The organism is Candidatus Paceibacterota bacterium (assembly GCA_028716825.1).
GTDB lineage: Bacteria > Patescibacteriota > Minisyncoccia > Minisyncoccales.
On the sequence record JAQUPA010000004.1, the window covers coordinates 1 to 21,938 of the forward strand.

The 21,938-nt window shown below is 35.6% G+C and carries 19 protein-coding genes and 2 tRNA genes; 8 read left to right on the forward strand and 13 right to left on the reverse strand.

Annotated features, from left to right (window positions below; translation table 11 throughout):
• Window positions 1–209: 209 nt before the first annotated feature.
• Window positions 210–911 carry a ComF family protein gene (locus PHI88_01085; GenBank protein MDD5551744.1) on the forward strand — a complete coding sequence of 234 codons (702 nt, stop codon included), beginning with the start codon at window positions 210–212 and terminating at the stop codon, window positions 909–911.
• A gap of 9 nt (window positions 912–920) precedes the next feature.
• Entirely contained in the window at window positions 921–1,607 is a 687-nt protein-coding gene (locus PHI88_01090; protein ID MDD5551745.1) for a VTT domain-containing protein, read from the forward strand.
• 12 nt (window positions 1,608–1,619) lie between these two features.
• Here PHI88_01090 and PHI88_01095 read toward each other — a convergent pair whose 3' ends face one another.
• Genes PHI88_01095 through PHI88_01105 form a run of 3 tightly spaced genes read right to left on the reverse strand, consistent with a single transcriptional unit; the run spans window position 1,620 to window position 3,379 of the window.
• Window positions 1,620–2,057 (reverse strand): flavodoxin family protein, encoded by a 438-nt coding sequence (locus PHI88_01095; protein ID MDD5551746.1) that lies wholly within the window; start codon window positions 2,055–2,057, stop codon window positions 1,620–1,622.
• Complete coding sequence (locus PHI88_01100; protein MDD5551747.1) at window positions 2,054–2,266, reverse strand: hypothetical protein; 213 nt, start codon at window positions 2,264–2,266, stop codon at window positions 2,054–2,056. Before PHI88_01100 ends, PHI88_01095 begins: the two co-directional genes overlap by 4 nt.
• A gap of 57 nt (window positions 2,267–2,323) precedes the next feature.
• The gene (locus tag PHI88_01105; GenBank protein MDD5551748.1) at window positions 2,324–3,379 is read right to left on the reverse strand and encodes a hypothetical protein; all 1,056 of its coding nucleotides are present in this window, start codon (window positions 3,377–3,379) and stop codon (window positions 2,324–2,326) included.
• Between the two features lie 376 nt (window positions 3,380–3,755).
• Here PHI88_01105 and PHI88_01110 point away from each other — a divergent pair, with 376 nt between their 5' ends.
• Window positions 3,756–5,159, forward strand: a complete 1,404-nt coding sequence (locus PHI88_01110) for a His/Gly/Thr/Pro-type tRNA ligase C-terminal domain-containing protein (GenBank protein MDD5551749.1) — start codon at window positions 3,756–3,758, stop codon at window positions 5,157–5,159.
• 32 nt (window positions 5,160–5,191) lie between these two features.
• Window positions 5,192–6,628, forward strand: a complete 1,437-nt coding sequence (locus tag PHI88_01115) for a His/Gly/Thr/Pro-type tRNA ligase C-terminal domain-containing protein (GenBank protein MDD5551750.1) — start codon at window positions 5,192–5,194, stop codon at window positions 6,626–6,628.
• Between the two features lie 67 nt (window positions 6,629–6,695).
• Here the strand turns inward: PHI88_01115 and PHI88_01120 are convergent, their stop codons facing one another.
• The 8 genes from PHI88_01120 to PHI88_01155 all read right to left on the reverse strand — a co-directional run bounded on the left by PHI88_01120 (window position 6,696) and on the right by PHI88_01155 (window position 11,995).
• Complete coding sequence (locus PHI88_01120) at window positions 6,696–7,388, reverse strand: ABC transporter permease subunit (protein ID MDD5551751.1); 693 nt, start codon at window positions 7,386–7,388, stop codon at window positions 6,696–6,698.
• A gap of 80 nt (window positions 7,389–7,468) precedes the next feature.
• Complete coding sequence (locus PHI88_01125; protein MDD5551752.1) at window positions 7,469–8,242, reverse strand: ABC transporter ATP-binding protein; 774 nt, start codon at window positions 8,240–8,242, stop codon at window positions 7,469–7,471.
• Window positions 8,232–9,293 carry an ABC transporter substrate-binding protein gene (locus PHI88_01130; GenBank protein ID MDD5551753.1) on the reverse strand — a complete coding sequence of 354 codons (1,062 nt, stop codon included), beginning with the start codon at window positions 9,291–9,293 and terminating at the stop codon, window positions 8,232–8,234. Before PHI88_01130 ends, PHI88_01125 begins: the two co-directional genes overlap by 11 nt.
• Window positions 9,294–9,302: 9 nt before the next feature.
• Window positions 9,303–10,112: a nucleotidyltransferase domain-containing protein gene (locus tag PHI88_01135; protein ID MDD5551754.1), complete on the reverse strand. Its 810-nt coding sequence runs from the start codon at window positions 10,110–10,112 to the stop codon at window positions 9,303–9,305.
• Window positions 10,113–10,739 (reverse strand): Type 1 glutamine amidotransferase-like domain-containing protein, encoded by a 627-nt coding sequence (locus tag PHI88_01140; protein ID MDD5551755.1) that lies wholly within the window; start codon window positions 10,737–10,739, stop codon window positions 10,113–10,115.
• Between the two features lie 58 nt (window positions 10,740–10,797).
• Entirely contained in the window at window positions 10,798–11,007 is a 210-nt protein-coding gene (locus PHI88_01145; protein MDD5551756.1) for a helix-turn-helix transcriptional regulator, read from the reverse strand.
• Between the two features lie 546 nt (window positions 11,008–11,553).
• Window positions 11,554–11,847 carry a GIY-YIG nuclease family protein gene (locus PHI88_01150; protein MDD5551757.1) on the reverse strand — a complete coding sequence of 98 codons (294 nt, stop codon included), beginning with the start codon at window positions 11,845–11,847 and terminating at the stop codon, window positions 11,554–11,556.
• 62 nt (window positions 11,848–11,909) lie between these two features.
• A tRNA-Ser gene (locus PHI88_01155) sits at window positions 11,910–11,995 on the reverse strand.
• 84 nt (window positions 11,996–12,079) lie between these two features.
• Between PHI88_01155 and PHI88_01160 the strand changes: the two genes are divergently transcribed.
• The 4 genes from PHI88_01160 to PHI88_01175 all read left to right on the forward strand — a co-directional run bounded on the left by PHI88_01160 (window position 12,080) and on the right by PHI88_01175 (window position 15,965).
• Window positions 12,080–12,721 (forward strand): site-2 protease family protein, encoded by a 642-nt coding sequence (locus PHI88_01160; GenBank protein MDD5551758.1) that lies wholly within the window; start codon window positions 12,080–12,082, stop codon window positions 12,719–12,721.
• Window position 12,722: 1 nt separating this feature from the next.
• The gene (gene dnaG / locus PHI88_01165; protein ID MDD5551759.1) at window positions 12,723–14,465 is read left to right on the forward strand and encodes a DNA primase; all 1,743 of its coding nucleotides are present in this window, start codon (window positions 12,723–12,725) and stop codon (window positions 14,463–14,465) included.
• Window positions 14,462–15,829 carry a sigma-70 family RNA polymerase sigma factor gene (locus tag PHI88_01170; GenBank protein ID MDD5551760.1) on the forward strand — a complete coding sequence of 456 codons (1,368 nt, stop codon included), beginning with the start codon at window positions 14,462–14,464 and terminating at the stop codon, window positions 15,827–15,829. Before dnaG ends, PHI88_01170 begins: the two co-directional genes overlap by 4 nt.
• Before the next feature lie 61 nt (window positions 15,830–15,890).
• Window positions 15,891–15,965 (forward strand) — tRNA-Asn (locus PHI88_01175).
• Window positions 15,966–17,425: 1,460 nt separating this feature from the next.
• On the opposite strand, the gene PHI88_01180 is transcribed toward PHI88_01175, so the two are convergent.
• Together PHI88_01180 and PHI88_01185 are read right to left on the reverse strand one after the other, a co-directional pair.
• Window positions 17,426–20,029, reverse strand: coding sequence for a DEAD/DEAH box helicase family protein (locus tag PHI88_01180; GenBank protein ID MDD5551761.1), 2,604 nt, complete (start codon window positions 20,027–20,029; stop codon window positions 17,426–17,428).
• Window positions 20,019–21,938: a site-specific DNA-methyltransferase gene (locus PHI88_01185; GenBank protein ID MDD5551762.1), complete on the reverse strand. Its 1,920-nt coding sequence runs from the start codon at window positions 21,936–21,938 to the stop codon at window positions 20,019–20,021. Before PHI88_01185 ends, PHI88_01180 begins: the two co-directional genes overlap by 11 nt.

Genomic DNA, 21,938 nt, shown 5'->3' on the forward strand with positions numbered 1-21,938 from the left:
TAACGATATTTACCGTTATTGTTGCCCCACTTACTTTAATTTCTTCTATATATGGTATGAATCTTGATTATCTACCGCTTCGAGGCTTTTGGCCGATTATGGTAGTTATGGCTATTGCAGCTTTTGTAATGATCGTCTTCTTAAAGGGTAAAAAATGGTTCTAGTAGAATTGTAACAACTCAATCCGTTAAATCTTTGCGGATTTTTTTATGCAGATTAAAAAGAAAATTTTAGATTTTTTTTATCCTAAATTCTGCTTAATTTGCGGTAAAGAAAGTACATACCTTTGCCCTGATTGTTTTTCGAAAATAGAAATCTTAAAATCGCCTACCTGCTCTTATTGCAATTCTCGTTCTTTTAATGGAACAATATGCAAAAAACATAAAAAAAGAATAAAAGGTATTGTCTCTGCAGTATCTTACGAAAATAAAAACATAAAAAAACTTATTAATGTTTTTAAATACCAATTTGTAAAAGAATTATCAAAAAATTCCGCTTTTTTAATTTTAAAATTTCTAAAAGAAAATCCTGAAATCGAATTTTTCAAAAATCCTTTAGGATTTTTAATAGTTCCTATCCCCCTCCATAAGCGCAGACTTCGATGGAGGGGATTCAACCAAGCAGAAGAAATCGCAAAAGAATTGTCTCCTCTTCTTAAAATTCCAATGGATGCTAAAATTATAATCAGAAAGAAATATACAAAACCGCAAGCAATATTAAAAGGAAAAAACAGAACTGAAAACATAAAAGGAACCTTTAAAATAGAAAAAAGGAAACTAAAATATATTCAGAAAAAAAAGATTATTTTATTAGACGATGTCACAACGACGCTATCAACCTTAGAAGAAGCAGCAAAAACACTCAAAGAAAATGGAGTAAAAGAAGTTTGGGGACTAACATTAGCAAAATAAAATTTCAAAATGCAAAAAAAAGAAAATCAAATTTTAAAATTCCTACTATTCCTTTTAATCTTAATTTTGATTGGCATTTTACTTTGGCGGCCACTAAACAATCTTTTGCAGAACCAAGATAACCTAAGAAACTTTATCTTAAATTTTGACATTTTAGCGCCTATAGTATTAATTTTACTTGTTGTCCTCCAAATTCTTTTTGCGCCAATCCCTGGTCAAATAGCAGGGCTTGCAGGCGGTTATATCTTTGGACCTATTCTCGGCACTATATACGTCATGACAGGATTTATAATTGGTTCTTTCATAGTCTTTACCCTTTCAAGGAGATATGGACGGCCATTTGTTGAAAAAGTAGTGAAGAAAAAAACTATTAAAAAATTTGATAATCTCGTATCCGATAAGGGTCTTTTCACTTTATTTCTATTATATCTTCTCCCAGTATTTCCTGATGATGCTATATCTTATATAGCAGGACTTTCTAAATTAAAAATCAGAGACCTAATTATAATCTCTACAATCGGGAGATTGCCGGGTTTTCTAATTTTAAGTTTAGTTGGCGCAGAAATTGTCTCCCGGGAAAGTAATCTTTATTTAGTGCTTTTTGGAATATTAATGATTTTGTCTTTTGTTTTGTATTTAAACAGAGAACGACTTGAGAACTTTATGATTAAGGTTGTAAAATATTTTAAAAAATAGACAATATTTAGTTTATAATTTTGACTTTATTTCTCTTGCCCAATTTTTTGCTTTTTCTATCTCGCCCGCAAGCAATGGTCCTTCTTTGCCTTTTACATAAAATGCTTGGGGCTCTACTATAATTTCAGCCCCGGCATCTTTAAGCTTTTTGGATATTTTCTTTGCCGCGTCTCCGTGAATAAAAAGTTTCACTCTTGTGTCAAAACTTGCAGCTTTAATTCCTTTTAGCTGGTTTTTGGCAAGATTTGCTAAAAATTTATTTATTTTTTCTGTTGGCCTGAATCCATTAATTGGACTTCCAACAATAAGTAAATTCGTTCCCTCTAAATCTTCAATATCAAAATCGGCAACAGATACCACTTTTGCGTTCTCGCCCATTTCATTCGCAATTACCTCTGCAATCTTTTTTGTATTCCCAAAATTTGAATCAAAAATAACTAATGTTTTCATAGTTTTTTATTTATTTTCTTAAATTCTTGTTTCAATTTCTTCAAATGCGCTTTTGAATCACGGCAATTGCAATTTTTTGCGTGTCCTTCATGCCACTTTATTTTTTCTTTCAAGGATGCATTCTTTGGCATTCTATGCTTTCGATGCCACTCTTTATTTACCCCGTTAAATTGAGGTTTCCTTTTGGATTTAATAGGGTTTGTTTTCATAATTTTTATATTTTGACAACCCCGCAGATGTTAGTAATAGTTTTTGCATGATTGCTTTTAGAGGGTTGGGTTGTTTTTTATTGTCTCGATTAAAAATTCTGATTGTTTTCTAATATTATCAAATGAATCATTTTTATCGTGATTCGAAGACTCAAAAAAAGAATCTTTTAATCTTTTTATAACCGCGATATAGTCATTTAATTTTCCTGGAATTATATATGCACAAGTAAAATCTCTATGTTCAAATTTGATATCAAGATGAGCACAGGCTTTGTGGCGTAGGGAAAAAGGAAGAATGCTACGAAAAGAATCCGAAATAGAATTTAATTCATCCTCAAATTTACTAATATCTTCTGTTGGAAATTGATTTTTTCGTTGCCCAATATAATTTTTAATGGTTATTTCATCTTCAGATTGCGAAAGTAATAAACTATGCAAAGAAGCAATACCCTTGCAAAAATTTAAATTATAAAAGTAAGGCAGAAAATCTTCTCCTCGTCCTGAGATGATTGGTATAGCTTTACAGATATTAAAACAAGCCTCGCTAATTAATATCTGATGAGATATTTCATCTTCTATATCTGAAAGTCTACGCTTTAACTTCGGAAGGGTAAAATTCTTCTTATAATACTTCTTCATTTCCCCAATCGCGTCCTCGATTTTTTTAATATTGCCTTCTGTTTTTAAGTTTTCTCGAGCATATTCCATGATTGGTTTGACTGATTCAATTTTCCTTCCAAACTTTTCTTCCATCCAATTATAACGAGGAAAGAGCCAAACATGGAAATGGCTTGAAGTATCTTCTTCTTGAACTAAATAGACAACTTCAATTCCCAATGCCTCGCGCATCGCTTTTCTTAACTTACACAAAAAATAAATAAAATCTTCTCTTTCTTCATTTGTAAGTTCATCAACACTTTTAAAATGTCTTCTTGAAGCCAAAATTACAAACCCTGGAATTGGATATTCATAATCCTGCTCGGCCCTAAAATATTTTGTCTCGGCAATTGAACCGCCGGGACTTTGGACTTCACCTTTTTGAATGGCACAGCTAAGACAACCAATTTGTTTTTTATTCCCTTTTATATCTTCAATTTCTCTTTCTTTTATCATGGTACGGTGTGTATTTGAAAAAATCCGAACTGATTTTTTCAACTGGCGGTACCTTTTGGTTGAAATTCTAACTTTTTTTGAACAGAATCCAGAATAATGAGGTGCGTTTCCGCTTGCCTCCGCTCCGCTACTGCAAACCAAAGCGGAAACGCTCTATTCTTAATCGCAAAAGGTAGTGGGTTTAAGTTTAAATTACTAAAAAATTCTTATGAGTTAACTCCTTATATAGTGTATCAAAAATGATAAAAATTTTCAATGCCTATTCTTGACAATTTATACTAATTACACTATGATAACAAATCAAGAAAGGTGATATTTCATTACTTGTAGTACTTTGAAAACTAAACACACTACAACCTAAAAAAGGAGATAGACGATGAAAACCCCGGTAGATGTAATGCACGCGCCTGCCTCCTGTTTCTTCGTTCTGAATTCTTCGGGCGTTGAGGAGGCGTTGCCGGTTAACGGCAACTACGAACAGTTCGACCACGGACTCAGCAAGCTTATTATGGCAACGGTCGGGTCTGACAAGTCCGTCCACTTCGCTCGCCACATGGATATAATCCAAAGGCTCGAATGGGCAGATTATGAACCGGCCAGCGACAAAGGCCACTTCCGATACTATCCGAACGGTGCCCTGGTCTACCAACTCCTGGTGGAGTGGTGCGAACAGGTTGCCGTCGATGCTTTCGGAGCGTTACCATTGAGAACGCCGTTTCTGTATCTCTCGGACAGCCAAGCCGTAAAAGACCAGATAGGAATGTTCGAGAAAAATGTCTACCCTGTTTACGGAGGGCGAAATCACGAAGAGTTTGTTCTCCGCTTCAACGATGACCTGGGCCTCTTCGCTGTGATGAAAGACTCGCAGCTAACGCACAGGCATCTGCCCTTCAGAATCTACGAACACACGCCGAGCTTCCGCTACATTCAAAGCGGGACATTGGCCGGGATCAGTAAAGGGAGATATTTCTCTCTGACTGATGTCCATAGTTTCTGCGCAGACATGAAACAGGGATTTGCGGAGTATGCGGAGATCCAAAAAATTCTGACGGCGGTTGCCAAAGGTGTCGGCATAAACCTTGCGATACACTTCAAAGTGACGCGAGATTTCTATCCGACAGCCAAAGCCACCATGGTTGCAATGCTGTCCAGTCGGGAAAAAATGCTCGTCGAGATGATTCCCAGTCAGCGTCAGTATTGGGCGATGAAGCACATCGCCTGCACAGACCATCCGCAGAGATTATTTCACGTTCAGTTTGATCTGGATAATTCAGGGCGTTTCGGTATTAAGTATATCGCGTCCAACGGAAGCCAAAAAAACTGCGTCATCATTCACACAGCGCTCGGTACGCCCGAGAGATGGATGGTTATTGCAATTGAAGACGCCCTGAAGAAGGATCCGCCGACTCTGCCGTTGTGGCTCTCGCCTACCCAGGTGAGAATCATTCCGGTCTCCGAAAAGAAACACATTGACTTCTGCGTCGGAGTTGCCCGCGACTTGAAGCAACACCGAATCAGGGTCGATGTCGACGAACGGAGCGAGAAGATGGGCTGGCGCATCCGCGCGGCCGAACGGGAATGGATCCCGTACATCGTGGTTTGTGGCGACAAAGAGCAAGAAGGCGCTCCTCTCTCGATGCGAGTAAGAGGAGGAAAGCAGATCCAGACCAGTGTGTCTGATCTCGCCGACCTGATCCATCGCCAGACTTCCGAAATGCCGTTCAGATCTTTGCCTGGAATGCTGGTCTCCAAAAGACCCGTGTTCAGGGGCAGGGACTAAAAGAACACCAACAAAACCGAAAGGAGAATCCCATGAAGAAGACTCAACGTCAGGAAATATCAGAATCGATCCAATCCAGGTTTATTATCCTTGATGCAGAAGGAAATGAGACCGAAATCTCATCCCCACCGCAGGATCTGCCCGTTTTGGAACAGAACCCGAGCCTTATGGCTATGGTTCGTGCAGAGATTATAAAAGGATTGACGGGAGTCGAACTCCCGTCAATCCGAGCAATGCAGGATCTCGAACTGGTGGACTACGAGCCGGCCAGTGACAAGGGCCATTTTCGCTTCTACCCCAAGGGTGCGTTGATCTTCGATCTGTTGCACCGCTGGGCTGAAGAGATCGCCCTGGAACGCCTCGAGGCCTACTCCATCGAAACCCCGATCATCTACGATTGGAACGAGCCAGATATCCGTAGCCAAGCGGAGGCGTTCCATGAGCACCACTACATCGTCCGCTTGCCCGACAAGCCGGAAAAAGAGTTTATTCTCCGATTCGCCGGTGACTTCGGACTTTTCAGGATGATGCGGGATGCTCAGCTCACTCACAGACATCTGCCTGTCCGGCTCTACGAGTTCGCACCGAGCTTCCGCTACGAATCAAGCGGAAACCTTTCGGGTTTGAAGAGACTCAGGGGCTTCTGGATGCCCGACATCCACAGCTTCTGCCTCAACCTTGAACAGGGCGTGGCGGAGTATCAGGAACTCTACCGTCGCTACACCGACCTCGCAAACGGGACGGGTTGTAGTTATGCGGTCGCCTTCAGGGTGGTGAAGGATTTCTACAAGACTCACAAGACCGAAATCGTCGAGATGATCAAGTACAGTGGCGCTCCGGCGTTCATTGAGATCCTCTCGGAGATGAAACACTACTGGGTGCTCAAGCACGAAATCAACACCATTGACGGCACCGGCGGCGTCTGCCAAACTTCGACCGTTCAGCTCGACATAAAAGATGCCTCTCTTTACGGCATCAACTATATCGATCCGTCCGGACAGAAGCATGGCTGCACCATCGTGCACAGTTCGATCGGGTCCCCCGAAAGGTGGATCTTCTCGATCCTTGAAGACGCCCTGAAGAAGGATCCGCCGACTCTGCCGTTGTGGCTCTCGCCTACCCAGGTGAGAATCATTCCGGTCTCCGAAAAGAAACACATTGACTTCTGCGTCGGAGTTGCCCGCGACTTGAAGCAACACCGAATCAGGGTCGATGTCGACGAACGGAGCGAGAAGATGGGCTGGCGCATCCGCGCGGCCGAACGGGAATGGATCCCGTACATCGTGGTTTGTGGCGACAAAGAGCAAGAAGGCGCTCCTCTCTCGATGCGAGTAAGAGGAGGAAAGCAGATCCAGACCAGTGTGTCTGATCTCGCCGACCTGATCCATCGCCAGACTTCCGAAATGCCGTTCAGATCTTTGCCTGGAATGCTGGTCTCCAAAAGACCCGTGTTCAGGGGCAGGGACTAAAAGAAAGTAGATTGTTCTTTAAAACAAAGGAGATAAGACAAAAGTTTTATCTCCTTTTTGTTTATTTTTAATTATGGTAATACTTCCAGGGAACAACCTTTTTTTCTAATAAAGAAATAATCCAAACTATAAAAATGCTTACAACCGTAACCGACAACAGAGCAGCGTACAATAATCCTGGCTTCAATTGATATAAGGCTACGGTAATTAATTGTCCTATGCCCGTTCTTACACCAAGCCACTCGCCTATTGTCGCACCTATAATGCTGGCGGGTATGGCTAATTTTAAAGACGTAAATAAATTTGGTAAAGAGGCGGGCAAAAAAATTTTAGTCAGCATCTGCCTTTTATTTGCATTAAGCACATTCATCATTTCAATCGATTCCTTATCTACTTGCTTAAATGTGCTGTCCAGTCCAATTAATATCGGGAAATAGCTTATAAGAGCTGCTATAAATATTATTGAAATCGTCGAGCCTTGTCCAAACGTAAGAACTATAAGCGGAGCGAAACCGATGACCGGAAAAGAATTAATAGCAAAAGCTAAAGGAAGCAGACCAAATCTTATAGATGAGAACAATACGAAAATAAAGAAAAACGAAAAAGCTAAAGCAAGTCCAATTAACAGCCCGATCATTGCTCTAAACAAAGTATGTTTCAATTCCAATACTATAATTGATCCGCTAGTTGCGAATGTGTTTATAATGGTCAAAGGCGTCGGCACAAAAGTTTCAATGGACGTCTGATTCTGTGCAATCATTTTTTTGTCTGCGTTGGTCTCAACTACCTGCCACACCAGCAATATTATCAGCAGTGAAATTATGGTTATGAAGAATTTATTCATTTGTTCTGTAAAATTTTTCTTATTTTCGTTACCTCTTGAAAAAATGCGGGGTCGGATCGCAACGACGAATCTCTTTTGTCCGGAAGAGATATACTCACCACATCAATTATTGTCCCCGGAGTTTCGGATAATATAACCACTCTGTTGGATAGAAAAACAGCTTCTTCAATATTATGTGTAACATAAATTATCGTGGATTTTGTAGAATCTTTTATTTTTAAGAGTTCTTCGTTTAATTTTTCCTTAATCATTTCATCAAGCGAAGCCATCGGCTCATCCATAAGTAATATCTTTGGCTTATATGACAACGCTCGGGCAATTGCAACCTTTTGCCGCATACCCCCTGAAAGTTGATGAGGATAATAATTTGTATATTTTTGAAGCTCGCAGAGCGAAATTAATTCATCCGATCTCTCGCAGTTCTTAATCCTCAAGACTTCTAGAGGCAGCATTATATTTTTGCGCACAGTTCTGAAAGAAAGGAGAGATAGTGATTGTGGGATGTACCCTACCAAACATTTTTGGAGAGCATAAGAAATGTCGTTATTCTGATATTTTATATTCCCACAATCAGGCTTTATTAAGCCGCAAATTATTTTTAGTATCGTTGTTTTACCGCAACCAGACGGACCGACCATAGCCACAACCTCTCCGTCATTTATCGAAAAAGATATGTTTTTCAAAACTTCAACAGGGCGTCCTTTCTTTGTATAGCTTTTGCTAATATTTTTTATGTCGATGACGGGCGCATTCATACTTTTATTTTTCATATATAGCATCGAGTATGGAGTAATCTGTTACGTCGCTGACTTGCGGAACGATTGGAATCTGCCCGAGTTTTTTATATGCGTTTGCAAAATCCATAATTTGATTTTCGTAAAGCCAGCCAGGTTTTGTTTGGTCAAAAAGTGGTATTGATTTTTGAATGACCCAAAGTTCCTGTTCTTTGTTAAATGTGGGTCCGCCGCAACGGCTGTCCAAAATATTTTCCGCTGCTATCTTTGGATTTTCTTGTACAAATTCGGTTCCTTTAATAGTTGCTTTGAGCCAGCGCTCCAAAACATCTTTTTTCTCTTGCAACACCTTATCAGTTGCTATTGCCACCATAGATTGCTGATTCCATCCTGGCAATTCCGAAGCACTTAAAAATTTATATTGAATTCCCGCTTTTTCTACTTCATAAACCTGTGTCGTCCAATAACCTGCAAGTGCATCAACTTGTCTTGTTAAAAGTGGCGTGGTATCAAATCCGACAATAACTATATCTAAATCAGAAACCGGCACATTCAGATAACTAGCTATAGCATATTGAGCAACTGAATCAGCTGTTACTCCTATTTTATATTTACTTCCGTCAGGTTTCCTTTTAGTAAAATCTTTTATACTGTTCAAACCAGAATCAGACCTAACTATAAAACCATATGGATTTTGATTCCAAAAAGCAGCGAATGCTTTTACCCTTAATTTTTCACTTTCGTTTTGCTTAGTTACTCCTCTTAGCAACGGCACCGTATCTCCGTCGATTCCCAGCGTTAAAGAATTATCCTGCGCAACAGCGTTTGTTGCTATTACAAAAGATGCTCCTACAGGACCGCCGGGCACAAGTTCCACATCCAAATTTTGCTCTTTATAAAAACCATTAACGATAGCTGAACAAACGTTTGCAAATTCTCCATTTAGCAGCCAACCGGCCTGAACTCTTACCTTTTCCATTTTTTGCGATTGTTCACTCTTTTTAATTAGTTGATACCCCAAGTAGGCCGCGAAACCGACTAAGACCAACAAAATAATTGTAATAATTGCGATTAATGATTTTTTCATAAGTTTTTATTAATTGTTTTTAATATTTTGTTGCCACAATTCTAAAAATTTCGGGGTAAAATTATTTAAAAAAGCAAACACCTTTTTTTTGTTACTGATTGGTTTGATTGACCATACAAACAACTGCTTCATCTCTTTTTTATATTGGGGATATTCTTTTGTAAAAACAGCATAACATGTTTTTAAATCTTGGGAATAAACGGGTCTCTTTGTCATTACGACGCCCAACCCCGCTCTTAGTAAAACTCTTGTCGTCCAGATGCACCAAAATTCAGTCGGTCTTTTTTGAAAAAGATATTCCCTATCTCTTATTTTCCCGGCAAATATATTTTTCAAAATTTCCAATTCTGCCGGCAAATCTCCGTAAAGTTGCATAGCTAATTCTTTGCCCGGAGTAACATCCGGCAATTGGGATAAAATATTTTCTCCGTCCAAAAGAAACGACTGGGTTTTAAGATATACTCTAAGGTTTTTATAATTCTTCGATTTTTTCAGCTCTTCTAAAGATACGACCGTGAGGTCAAAAAAACCTGCTTTCGGATACTTTTTTTCCAATCTTTTTGACGCCTTGATAATCCACAAAAGTTCCTCTCTGGGTAGTTCTTTTTTTGTTACGGCGATGCTGTCAATGTCGGAAATTCCAGGCTTTGCTTTGCCCACGCTGACGCTTCCCCTAATATAAATGCTTATCAAATTGCCGCCCAATTTCTCATTATATAATTTGTTTATTTCCACCAAAATTTTTTTGTAATATGGCTGAACCTTTTTAGGATTAGCTTCATTCACAACAAAACCATTTTTGTCTATTTTGTACAGCATTTATTCAATAATTATTACTTCGCCGTCCCGCAGGGACTTAAATGGGATTTTATTTTTTCCCATATATTCAACGGTTTCGTCTACTTTTGCCGATTCGGGATGGTTAGATTTATAGTGCGGCACTATCGTATAATCCAAAATGCCAACTCCTTCCCAAATAGTTTCTTTTTGATTTTCATATGGCTTAACGTTTGGATCATCCACCAATTCCATGCCCTTCAGTGTTGGAGCTAACACACAGATTCCTGCGCTATATCCACCATAAAGAACGCCTTCTTTTTTTAGTAAACCTTTCAAAATTTCGTCAAACCCGCTTACTTTCATGGCTTGCCTTAAAACAAAACAATTCCCCCCGCGAACCCAAATTACGCCGAATTCAGAGATTTTTTTCTCCAACTCGGCCTTCTTGCCAAAATAATCTCTCAAATCTATTTTTTCTATATCGCTTAATCCAACCCCATTCAATTGCCCAATATCAGCTTGTTCGCTTTGTTTTCTCCTTTCCAAATCGTTTGAAAAATCAAGCGCATTGGAAATATATGCGGTTCTTTTGTTGTTTGTCGAAATCATGGCTTTTAATTTGTCGGTTTCATTACCGATTTTATAAGATGACAGATAAAATTTCATATTATTTATTAGATTTAATTAATTGATTAACGAATAAATATGTAACCTTTATAATTTATTATTTCATTAAATCGTCCAAAGTAACACCCAACGCCTTGGCGATTTTGCTTGCCGTATCCATTGTCGGACTTTGTATCGCTCCGGACTCAATTTTAATAACTGTATTGTGCGAAATATCGGCAAGTTTGGACAATTTGTCCTGCGACAAACCCCGTTGCTTCCGTAACTTTTTAATGTTTTTTGCTATTGTTGATTTTTCGTTTGACATTGTGGTATGATAGTATTAGTATTAAAATATAATGACTAACCTAAAAGCCGGTGACTCTCACTAACATTATAATACACAATTTAATTTCTTTTGTCCACAAATGTTCACAAAATTCAAGGGAGTTCCTTGTTGTCGCCCGCGCACGGGTGCGGTGGGGCAAGGGCGACTATTAAATTTAATAATAGCCCGTCTGCAAAAAAATCGGGCGAAGCCCGAAAAGCAAAAGGGCAAAAAGGAAGGGGGTCTGGGGGAAGGAATTTTTGCCCTTTTGCGATTAAGAATAGAGCGTTTCCGCTTTCCTCTAATTAAGAGGAAACCAAAACAGAAAATTTTTCATCTCCTATTAAAAGAAAAAAATGGGGGCAGAAAAAAATAAAAAATTCAATGAAAAATTTTCTGTTTTGGTTTGCCGGAACGGAGCGTGGCAAATCGTTGCAAAATCAACCCTTTCAGCCTCGCCCGCAGGTGAGGCGACCGCACCGCAGGTGCGTAAAACTTCCGAAAATTCTGAAATTGTAAATTGGCGGAAGGGGTGGGTCTCCTGCACTAAAGTTTCGGATGACCTTTTCTCCCATTTTCAAAATCCTTCGCTAAAGCTACTGAAACTAATCTTTTATAAGCAAACGCTTTACCCGAACCCGTTTTTAAATAAAGCTCAAAATCTCTCGCTTGTTTCTCTCCTTCAAAGGCGCAATACCATACTAATTTCCAAGGTAAATATGGTTTAGTCGACGGCACCTTGCCAGAATTATGTAATTTTAGTCTATTCTTTAAATTATTAGTAGACCCAAAGTAGAAAATATGAGATTTTGAGCTTAATAATATATATGTGTAGTGCATGCAATTCCGTAGTCTTTCGCATGATTGCTCCAGAGCAACTCCGAAGCTTTAGCGAAGGATTGCGGAAGGGGTGGGATTCGAACCCACGGGACGCACAAGGCGTCACGGCTTTCCAAGCCGTTCCATTAGGCCACTCTGGTACCCTTCCAAAATTTTCTTCTTGAAATATTATACTAAAGATATACAATAAAACACAGAGAGTTTCAACGAAAATAATCCATACTTTATATATATGGAAGTTTTAAGTTTAATTTTTATTATAATAATTTTTTTGTTTTCGGTCATAGTACACGAAGTAGCCCATGGCCTTACAGCAGACTCCTTGGGCGATCCTACTCCACGACTAGCAGGAAGACTTACTTTAAACCCTATTCCTCATCTTGATCCTATAGGATCATTTATTGTGCCTCTTTTTTTAATCTTAATGAGTATTGGAACTGGCGGAGGATTTGTTTTTGGATGGGCAAAACCCGTACCAGTCAATCCATACAATTTTCGCGATAAAAAATACGGTGATTTAAAAGTTGGAGCTGCTGGAGTTATTGCAAATCTCATTCTTGCCTTAATTTTTGGAATCCCAATAAGATTCTTGCCCCAAAATATTGCATTTTTCCAAAATATAAGCACGTTTTTTGCATATGTTGTTTGGATTAATCTCCTATTAGCGGTATTCAACCTCTTTCCTTTACCTCCTTTTGACGGATCACATATTGTAGGCACTTTTTTTCCTGCTTTTAAAAGGAAAATGGAGGCTAATCCTTCAATTCAGTTTATATCAATCATTGGTGCAGTATTTTTCCTTTTGTATATCGGAGGTCCATTAATTATCGAACCACTTTTTAAATTGATAACGGGAGCGGGAACTCTTCTTTAGTATGCCATCACAAATTGACGAAATAAGAGAAAAACTAGACATAGTACAAGTTCTCTCAGAATATTTGCAGCTCAAAAAAACAGGGGCAAATTTCAGAGCCAACTGTCCTTTTCATTCTGAAAAAAAACCGTCCTTTTTTGTTTCTCCTTCAAAACAAATTTTTAAATGCTTTGGATGTGGAGCAAGCGGAGATGTATTCAAATTTGTAATGCAGATTGAGGGACTTGAGTTTAAAGATGCCCTTCCAATTTTGGCAAGAAAAGCTGGCGTTGAACTTAGACGAGAACCTATAAAAGAAAGAACTGAAAGACAAAAAATATATGATATTTGTGAACTTGCGACAAAATTCTTTGAAAAACAAATAGAAAGTAATAAAGGAAAAAGAGTAAAAGAATATCTTAAAAAAAGGGGAATGGATGATAAAACTATAAAGGAATGGAGGATTGGATACTCCCCCAATACATGGCAAGGACTTTCTGATTTCTTAGTAGGAAAAGGATTTAAAAGAGAACAAGTAATTAAAGCTGGACTTGCTATAGATCCAGAAAAAGAAAATAAAACTCCCTACGACAGATTCCGTGGAAGAATAATGTTTCCAATTTTTGATTTACAAAGCAATCCTGTGGGATTTGGCGGAAGAATATTTGAAAAAGAAGAAGAAACAGATCCCGCAAAATATATAAATACACCAAATACCATAGTTTATGACAAAAGTAGAATTCTTTATGGCCTAAATAAAGCAAAAGTAGACATTAGAAAGAAAGAAAAAGCAATTTTAGTTGAAGGATACACAGATGTTATTTTAAGCAATAAAGCTGGGGTAACAAATATCGTTTCCTCCTCCGGGACCAGCCTTACTCCCTATCAACTGAAAATTCTTTCAAGATATACAAAAAATTTAACTTTTGGTTTTGATATGGACATTGCGGGAGAAAGTGCTACAAAAAGAGGAATTGATATTGCGCAGCTTCTTGAATTTGACATTAAAATAGTTCCATTACCAAAAGAAAAAGATCCCGCTGACGTTATAAAAGAAAACCCAGAAGAGTGGAAAAAATTAACAGAAAAAGCAAAGCCGATAATTGAATTTTATTTTGAAAAAGCTTTTTCACAATTTGATAAAAACACTCTTGAGGGGAAAAAACAAATTTCCCAGCTTCTTCTACCCTTCTTTGCTAGAATTCAAAATAAAATTGAGGAATCTGAATGTATCTCGCGACTTGCAAAAGAATTAAAATTAAAAGAAGAAGCGCTTTGGGAAGAATTAAGAAAAATAAGAAAAGAACATAAAGAAACATCTAATTTCCAAGAATATACTCTCTCGGAAGAAGTATTGCCCGAAAAAGAAGAAAAAAACCTTAGAACAAGGCAAAGAAAAATAGAAGAAAGATTTTTAATGTTGATTCTGAAGGGATTTAAATGTGAGAAAGAAAAATTTCCCTGTAAATTCTCTTTTGACGAGGGACAAAAAATATTTAATTGTATTTTGGAAGAAAAAAAGGTACCCAAGGAATTAAAATCATTTTTGAATGAACTAGAACTACAGTTCGAAGTTGAAAAAGAAGAAAAAGGCGAAATAGACCTTGAGAAAGAAGCTAAATTTTGTATAAATTCTCTTAAGACAATAAAAAAAGAAAGGGAAATTAGGAAAATTACAGAAAAGCTTAAAGATGCCGAAGAGAAAAAAGATAAAAAGAAAGTTATAAAATTATTAAATCAAATTAAAGAAATACAAAGTATATGAAAAAGAAAGACAATAAAAAAAGGACAATAAAAAAAAGAAAAACGGCAAAGAAAAGGATGATGAAGTCTCCTAAAAAAAGAAGGAAGCCTGTTTCTCGTAAAAAAATGAATGGAAAAAAAACTGTAAAAAGAAAATCTCGAAACATAAATAAAAAATCAAAGAAGAAAACAACAAAACTGAAAAAGAAAACGAAAAGAAAAATCGTAGCAAAAAAAACAAAAAGAAAAACATCGGGGAAGAAAAAAATAATTAAAAAAAGAAAAACCAGAAAAAGAGAAATACTTATCCATACAAGCAAAAAAAGAATTGCGATAAAAGAAAAGGCAAAAAAAGAACTACTTGACAGGGGAAAACCAAGGGGTTTTATTACATATCAGGAGGTTTTGAAGTTTTTCCCTCAAGCCGAAGAAGACATACTTGGGCTTGAAGAAATATATCAGTTTCTTGAAAATAAGGGAGTTAAAGTAAAAGAAGCACCAGAACTTTTAAAAGAACCAAAGTTACTGGCAGAAGAAATGTCGCCGGAACATTTAAGCGAGGTGGACGCTATACAAAATTATCTTAAAGAAATTGGAAAATATCCCCTACTCATCTTTAAAGAAGAAAAAGATCTCGCCCAAAGACTAGCAAAAGGAGAAAAAGCCGCAAAGAAAAAACTCATTCATTCAAATTTAAGATTGGTTGTGTCTATCGCAAAAAAATACCTTGGAAGAACTCCACATCTTACTCTGTTAGATCTGATACAAGAAGGAAATTTTGGACTTTTTAAGGCCGTTGAAAAATATGACTGGCGAAAAGGCTTTAGATTTTCAACTTATGCTACCTGGTGGATAAGACAATCAATTACAAGAGCGATTGCTGACCAGGCAAGAACAGTCCGCTTGCCAGTCCACATAGTAGAAAGTCTGTCCAAATACAATAGAACAAAAAGACGACTCCTGCAGGAACTTGGCAGAGAGCCGCTGCCAGAAGAAATCGCAACTGAAATGAAAGAAGATGTTGAAAAAATAAAAAATCTTGAACAAGTATCGCAAGGAACAATTTCTCTGGAACAGCCAATAGGAACTGATGAGAAAGAAAGTAAGCTCGAAGAATTCATTGAGGATAAAAAAACAATCACGCCTTCTGGCTCCGCAAGCCTTTCAATATTAAAAGAACAAATTAAAGATATTTTAGAAGACTTAACCCCGAGAGAAAGAGAAATATTAAATATGAGGTTTGGGCTTCATGACGAAATTCCTCATACATTAGAAGAAGTTGGAAAGAAATTTAATGTTACGAGAGAAAGAGTAAGGCAAATTCAACAAAGGGCTCTTGAAAAGATAAAAGAGCACGAAAAATCAGGAAAATTACAGGAATATTAAAAAATCATAGCAATAAATTGTCTTGATTTTTCCAGTATTTAATATAAGCTATTATTACCATTCCGGAGTAGCTCAATGGTAGAGCGGATCCCTGTTAAGGATACGGTTGCAGGTTCGAGTCCTGCCTCCGGAGCCAGTTAGAACACTTGTTCGCTTGAAGCATCGTATCAAACGGTGTTTTTAAGTTAAATAAAAGCTTTTTACCTTCTAATTTAAGGTTCTGAAGTAGAAAATTGAGAAGCTGGCTTTTTTCTACCACTTCAGAACTTTCAAAGATTTCTTTGGATCTTTTAGCCAATTTTAGCACCATATTTGCTGTTAAATAGAAGTTTTCGTCGGCATTTGTATATCTTTGCATTTCTTCTTCTATTTCTGATTGTTTTTCTTTATATTCCTTTAGCTTTTTATCAAACATATCCTTAGTAATACTCGGATCATCAATCCTCATATCAAACATTCTGCTTATTCTTTGATCAAGTTGGTCGTAATTATTTCTTAATCTTCTTAATTGTTTTTTATGAAAAGCGTTTTTATTTTCATTCAGTTTTTTCAAATCTTCTGTTATTTCTTGGATCTTTTTATTGGGAACTCTTATTCCTTCTAAAATTTCATAAACTTGTTTCAGTAAATCTTCTTCTCTGATATAAACTCTTTTTTTGTGGACTCTTTTATAATTGGTGCAACTGTAGTAAACATGACCCTTTGTTGTCTCTGGCGTTATTGTGCAACCGCATTTTTTACATTTTATAAGACCCCTGAAAATAAATGGCTTTGAAGCGTATTTAAATGGCTTCTTATGATATCCAGCCATTATCTCTTGGCATTTATCAAATAAATCTTTCTTGATTAACGGTTGATATTTATGAGGGTATAATTCGTTTTTAACCCTCATCATGCCGTAATAAAATGGGTTTTGAAGAATATGATGTATAACGCTTTTTGTTAAATACTTAGGAGTTACATTATTGCTTTTTAATCCTAATTCTTCCATCTTGTCTTTTATTTTAAGCAATGAATAACTACCAGAAGCATACATTTCAAACATTTTAATAATTAAATGGCTTTTAGTCGAATCAGGCATAATTTCTTTGGTTTCTATTACATTGATATATCCAATAGGAGCTTTACCTATCCATTCGCCCTTTTTAATTTTAGTCTCATAAGCTCTTTTTACGTTATCACTTATTGCATCAGAATAATATTTTGCCAATCCTAAATTCATTCCAAAATGAAATTTCTCTGTTGCTGATATATTAGGAGTAATAATAAGGCTATCTGAAGCAAAATGAAGCTCTATTTCATCTTTCATCGCCAATTCATATAAATAAGCTACTCTTTTGTCAAAAACATTACGAGAAAACCTGTCTACTTTATCGAAGCAGACGACAATTTTTTCCCTAGTAGATTCTAAATATTCTAATGCTCTGTCAAAATCATCTCTTTTCGCCTTATAAGCACTTTCATCAAAACTAAATACTTCTGCTATCTCAAAATTTTTTTGATTGCAATATCTTTCGAGCCTTTCAGTTTGGGCTGGCAATGAATTCCCGGCCTCTTTTTGTTCTTCGGTTGAAACTCTAGCTAAAATTATGGCTTTCATAATTGTAATTTCTCCCTAAATATTTTATTAAATTCTTGTTTTGTTTGATTTTCATTATAGAATGGTAAACCAATAAGTTTAAATTTGCCCTTTTCAAACAGGGTTTCAATTCTAAATTCAGATTCCACTTCTTTTAAAAAGTCTTCTTTCCACTTATCTGTATTCAATAAATGGCTTCCTTTTGGCTCAATAAATAACTGATAAGATAGATTTTTTTTACTGCCTTTTGATTTAAGGAATAATACAAAATCCGGCTCTATTGCACTGCCATCGCTAAATCGGTAAATCTTAAATAGGTTTTCATTTCTTAATAAATAAACGTCCTCGTATTTCTTTTTCAATTCGTCTATGGCTTGATGAATGAATTTTATAAGATATTTTTCTTCTGACGTTCCGTAATTTTCATCATACATATACCAGTCCTGTATGCTTAAATCTAAGTTTAAATCATTATTAAGTGTTTGGCTCATAGCAATACCTCGTTCTTGGTCTTGCTCGCCAAGTAAAATTTCCAACGTCTTTGTTTTTGCTATTACTTTTATAGCGTGTCCGGTAAATTCTTTAGTTCCGTAAAATTCTTTATTGCTTGATAAAATTTTCTGTGAAAGTTCTTTTAATACGTCTAAGGCAATATCAAATTTATCTTTGTTGTTCAAATTGTCTAACTTTCCATTTTTTGCATATAATTCAATTTCAACAAGTCCTAAATAATTATCTGCGGTTATAAATTCAGTAATTGATTTAAGCTTGGGAAAATAGCTTGATAAATTATTAAATTGATAAAAGCCTACTTTATCTATTGCCTTTCTTAAAATATGCGGTTCAATAGTGTTTAGCTTTATATTTTTCTTTTTAAAATTGTCTTTAGCTGTCTGCTGTTTATCATCAAAAATTCCGGACTCAAAAGACTCGCCAGCCATTATTCTATATTTAAACAAAGTATCTTTAATTACATCATCAAGATTTTTTACTCCTGAATTATCTTTTGGTTTCCATTCGTTTAAAAATATAAGCCCTTTGCTCCAAAAGGGAGTTTTTTTAATGCTGTCCTTAATTGAAACTGTCATCTCTTTTTTATTGCTTGCAATTATTCCTGTATTTCTTAATTCATTGGTCAATTCAGCTATATATCTTGAATCTGTTAAACTATGGTAGTGTAATTCTTCTAAAACTCTTACCTCATTATCAATGTCTTCATCAAATTTTCTTTTATCTTTTATCTGCCTTGCTTCTGTTATAAAAGGATAATATCTTGCACCTCTACCTATAAGCTGTGCTTCTGATATTGTTGTGCTTCCGGATATATTATTTTTTGCATCCCTTGTTTCGTAAAGTCTGACAATATCAAATAAATTTAAAACATCCCAGCCTTCATTGAGCATATTGGTAGTAAAAATTACTCTTATCTCGTTATTATAATCTTCTAAGGTATTGACCTTAATCTGTTTTTCTTCGCTATCTGCCTTACTGTTTATTATCAAGCATTTTTCTTTAGCAAAATCGGCTTTAATTTCCTTTACTAAATTGGCAGTAGTAATTTTATTGACATTAAAATAATCAAACGCCTTTTTTATTACATCCTTGCTATTTGCTTCAAGTTTTTTTATGTCTGCAACCGTTAAGCTCCCAATCATTGAGTAGAAAGCCTGTTCAAACGCTTCAGAATCCTTTATTTGCTTTGATTTGAATAGAATTACAGGTTTTAGTTGTATCTTGTGCTTATCGGCTATTTTACGCCTGTATTGGCTTAATATAACGGCTTGTAATGCCCTATCTTTAGCTTCCCAATCTGACTGCAGTAATTTAACATCTTTTGAAAATCCGTCTTCCCTAAAATTGGCTAAGTTATATTGATAAATAATTTTATCTGCATATTTCCTTGCAACTGCCGGATGATTCAGCTCAACAGTTGCCGTATATTCTAACATTATGTTGTTTTTGTTTGCGTTAAAAACCTTATCAACTGTCTGCTCCCAACTTTGCTTTTCTTCAAGTTCTTCCTTATTAAGTTTTGATTTAGTTAAAGCGTTTATATGATGGGCTTCATCAGATAGGAAAACAATTTTCAAATCCTTAAAATCTTCATGGGTTATTGTGTTTTCCTGCGGTGTGTTAAGTTTGATATGCAAGCCCTGTATTGTTGTAAAAAGGATATTTATGTTGTTTGAATTTACGGCTTCAAAATTATCAACTTCCTTAACTTCAATTTCTCTATCGTCAAAAACAATTTTATCAGTAAAAAGATGTTTACTGGCTATTTTATCTAAAAAGTTGCTCTGCGTTTTTTTAATAATATTTGTGCTATTAACAAAAAATATAAAGTTTCTATATCCTAAAGAATATAGATAAAGAATATCAGTTGCCATTAAAAGAGTCTTCCCGCTCCCAGTTGCCATATTAAAAAGCAAATGCACCGGCATTTTCTTGCCTTGATAACTGCTTAGATAATGTTCTAATCTTGTAAAAGCCTCTTTTTGATATTCTCTTATTGGATATTTTGGATTCAAATTATTTACAACGAAATCCGGGATGTCTTTTAAAAGAATTCCTTGTTTAGATAAAATATTAAGCTCGTCAACAAGTTTAATATTATTTTCCATAGAATTGCTTGTTTATCTTTTTATCTTCAATTGAAACTTTATAAGTAGCATCGTCTATCTCGCTGTAATTTACATACAAATGATTTTTATCTAAACATTCCATTAAAACCTGCTTTTGGTCTTTAAGTTCTAATTTTGAAAAGTCTTTTTCATCAAATTTACTTAAATCAATCTCGTATCTAAAAAACGCTTCTTTCTGCATTTTTTTATAAATATTAGCCAGTTCTTTGGGAGTCTTGGCTTCTTGTATATTTTGCATATATTCTTCATTCCATTTTTTTATTTCAAAGTATTTAAAAGCACCATCTCCGTTCCACCCGAATGATTTTGAAATACCGCTTTGATCACCATTAATAACATTTTTTAATCTCGCCCTTGCACTGTTTTTTCCATATTCTAGTTGTTCAATGCCAATATATTGTCTTCCCATTTTATGAGCAACAGCACAAGTTGTTCCGGTTCCTGCAAAAAAATCCATCACAATATCATTATTATCATTCGTTGACATATTAATGATTCGTTCCAATAATCTTTCTGGTTTTTTTCCTTTTTTTAATGTTACACCCCCCTCTTTAGCTATGCCGTCCCAATTTATATCAGTCCAAATATCACTTAAGTATTTTACAGAAACTTCTTCGTTGTTAATCACTTTTACTTTGTTTGAAAAAAATACAACCTCTCCATTTTTCCATAATATTTTAGATTTTTTTGCTTTTTTAAGGACAATAAATTTATTTTTATTTTTACTAAAATATTTTTCCTTTAGTAACTTTGAAATATCTCTGACTGAGAAGATATTATTTTTATATTTAATTTGAAAACTATACAATTTTTCTTCAGAAATTTCTTTATCTTTTTTAATCTCAAAAAATTTCTCTTTAATATTGAAAATTTTCCATGTGTTTGGATTATCATCTGGATTATCTACAAAATAACTATAGTTAGAGTCATAATTTCCGTCGATAACGAACTGTCTATTATATTTCCAATCAGGTGATTTAGAATAACATAATATAGTTTCTTTAACTCGAACTGGTTTGTTCGCAGTAACTTTCACACCGCTTTCCGAAGTTACTTTAACAGCGATAGTAGTTATGCAATTTTCTATTCCAAATAATTCATCGAGTATTACCTTTAGATAAGCTAAGCCGTCGTCATCTATCTGAATGAAAATAGCTCCATCTTTAGACAAAAGATCTTTAGCAACTTCTAGTCTGTTCTTTATAAAAACGCACCAAGAGGACAGTTTAAAATTTGTATTATAATTAAAGCTATCCTCTTTTTTATTCTCGTGAAAGTAATATGGTGGATCAATATATATAAGTTTTATCTTTCCGGCATATTTCTTTTTTAGGGAATGCAAAGCCAACAAGTTATTGCCTTTTATAATCAAATTATCCTGTTCCGTTATTGAATCAACCTTATGCTCGCCAGACTTATCAATTTTTTTAAATTTAGTTAAAACTTTCGGTTCAAATAACCGGTCAATTTCATCTGGAGCAAGAATTTCATTGTAAAAAATCTCATCTCTTTTTACATCTTCTTTGTCTTGCCCACCCTCTAAAACGCAATCTTTATAAGCCCAAGCTAAAACAACTTTTCCATTATCTTTTATATATTCATTGTTTTCGGTTAAGCCTATTTGATTTTTAAAAGTAGTAAACGAATCCGGTAAAAATTCTTTATTATTTATGAATTTAATAAATTTATCTTGGTCAAAAACTAAAGCCTTATTGGTTTCAATAAAGAAATGGTCTTTCATCTGCTTATCTTTCAAAAGCAAATCCAGCAAATCTCTATCCAGCTTAAAAGCCAGTTCAGAAACTTTATTTTTCAGCATCTTGCCATCGGTAAAAACTCGCTCATCTTTTTCTAATATTTTAGCTAAATCTTCGTATAAATTTTGCAT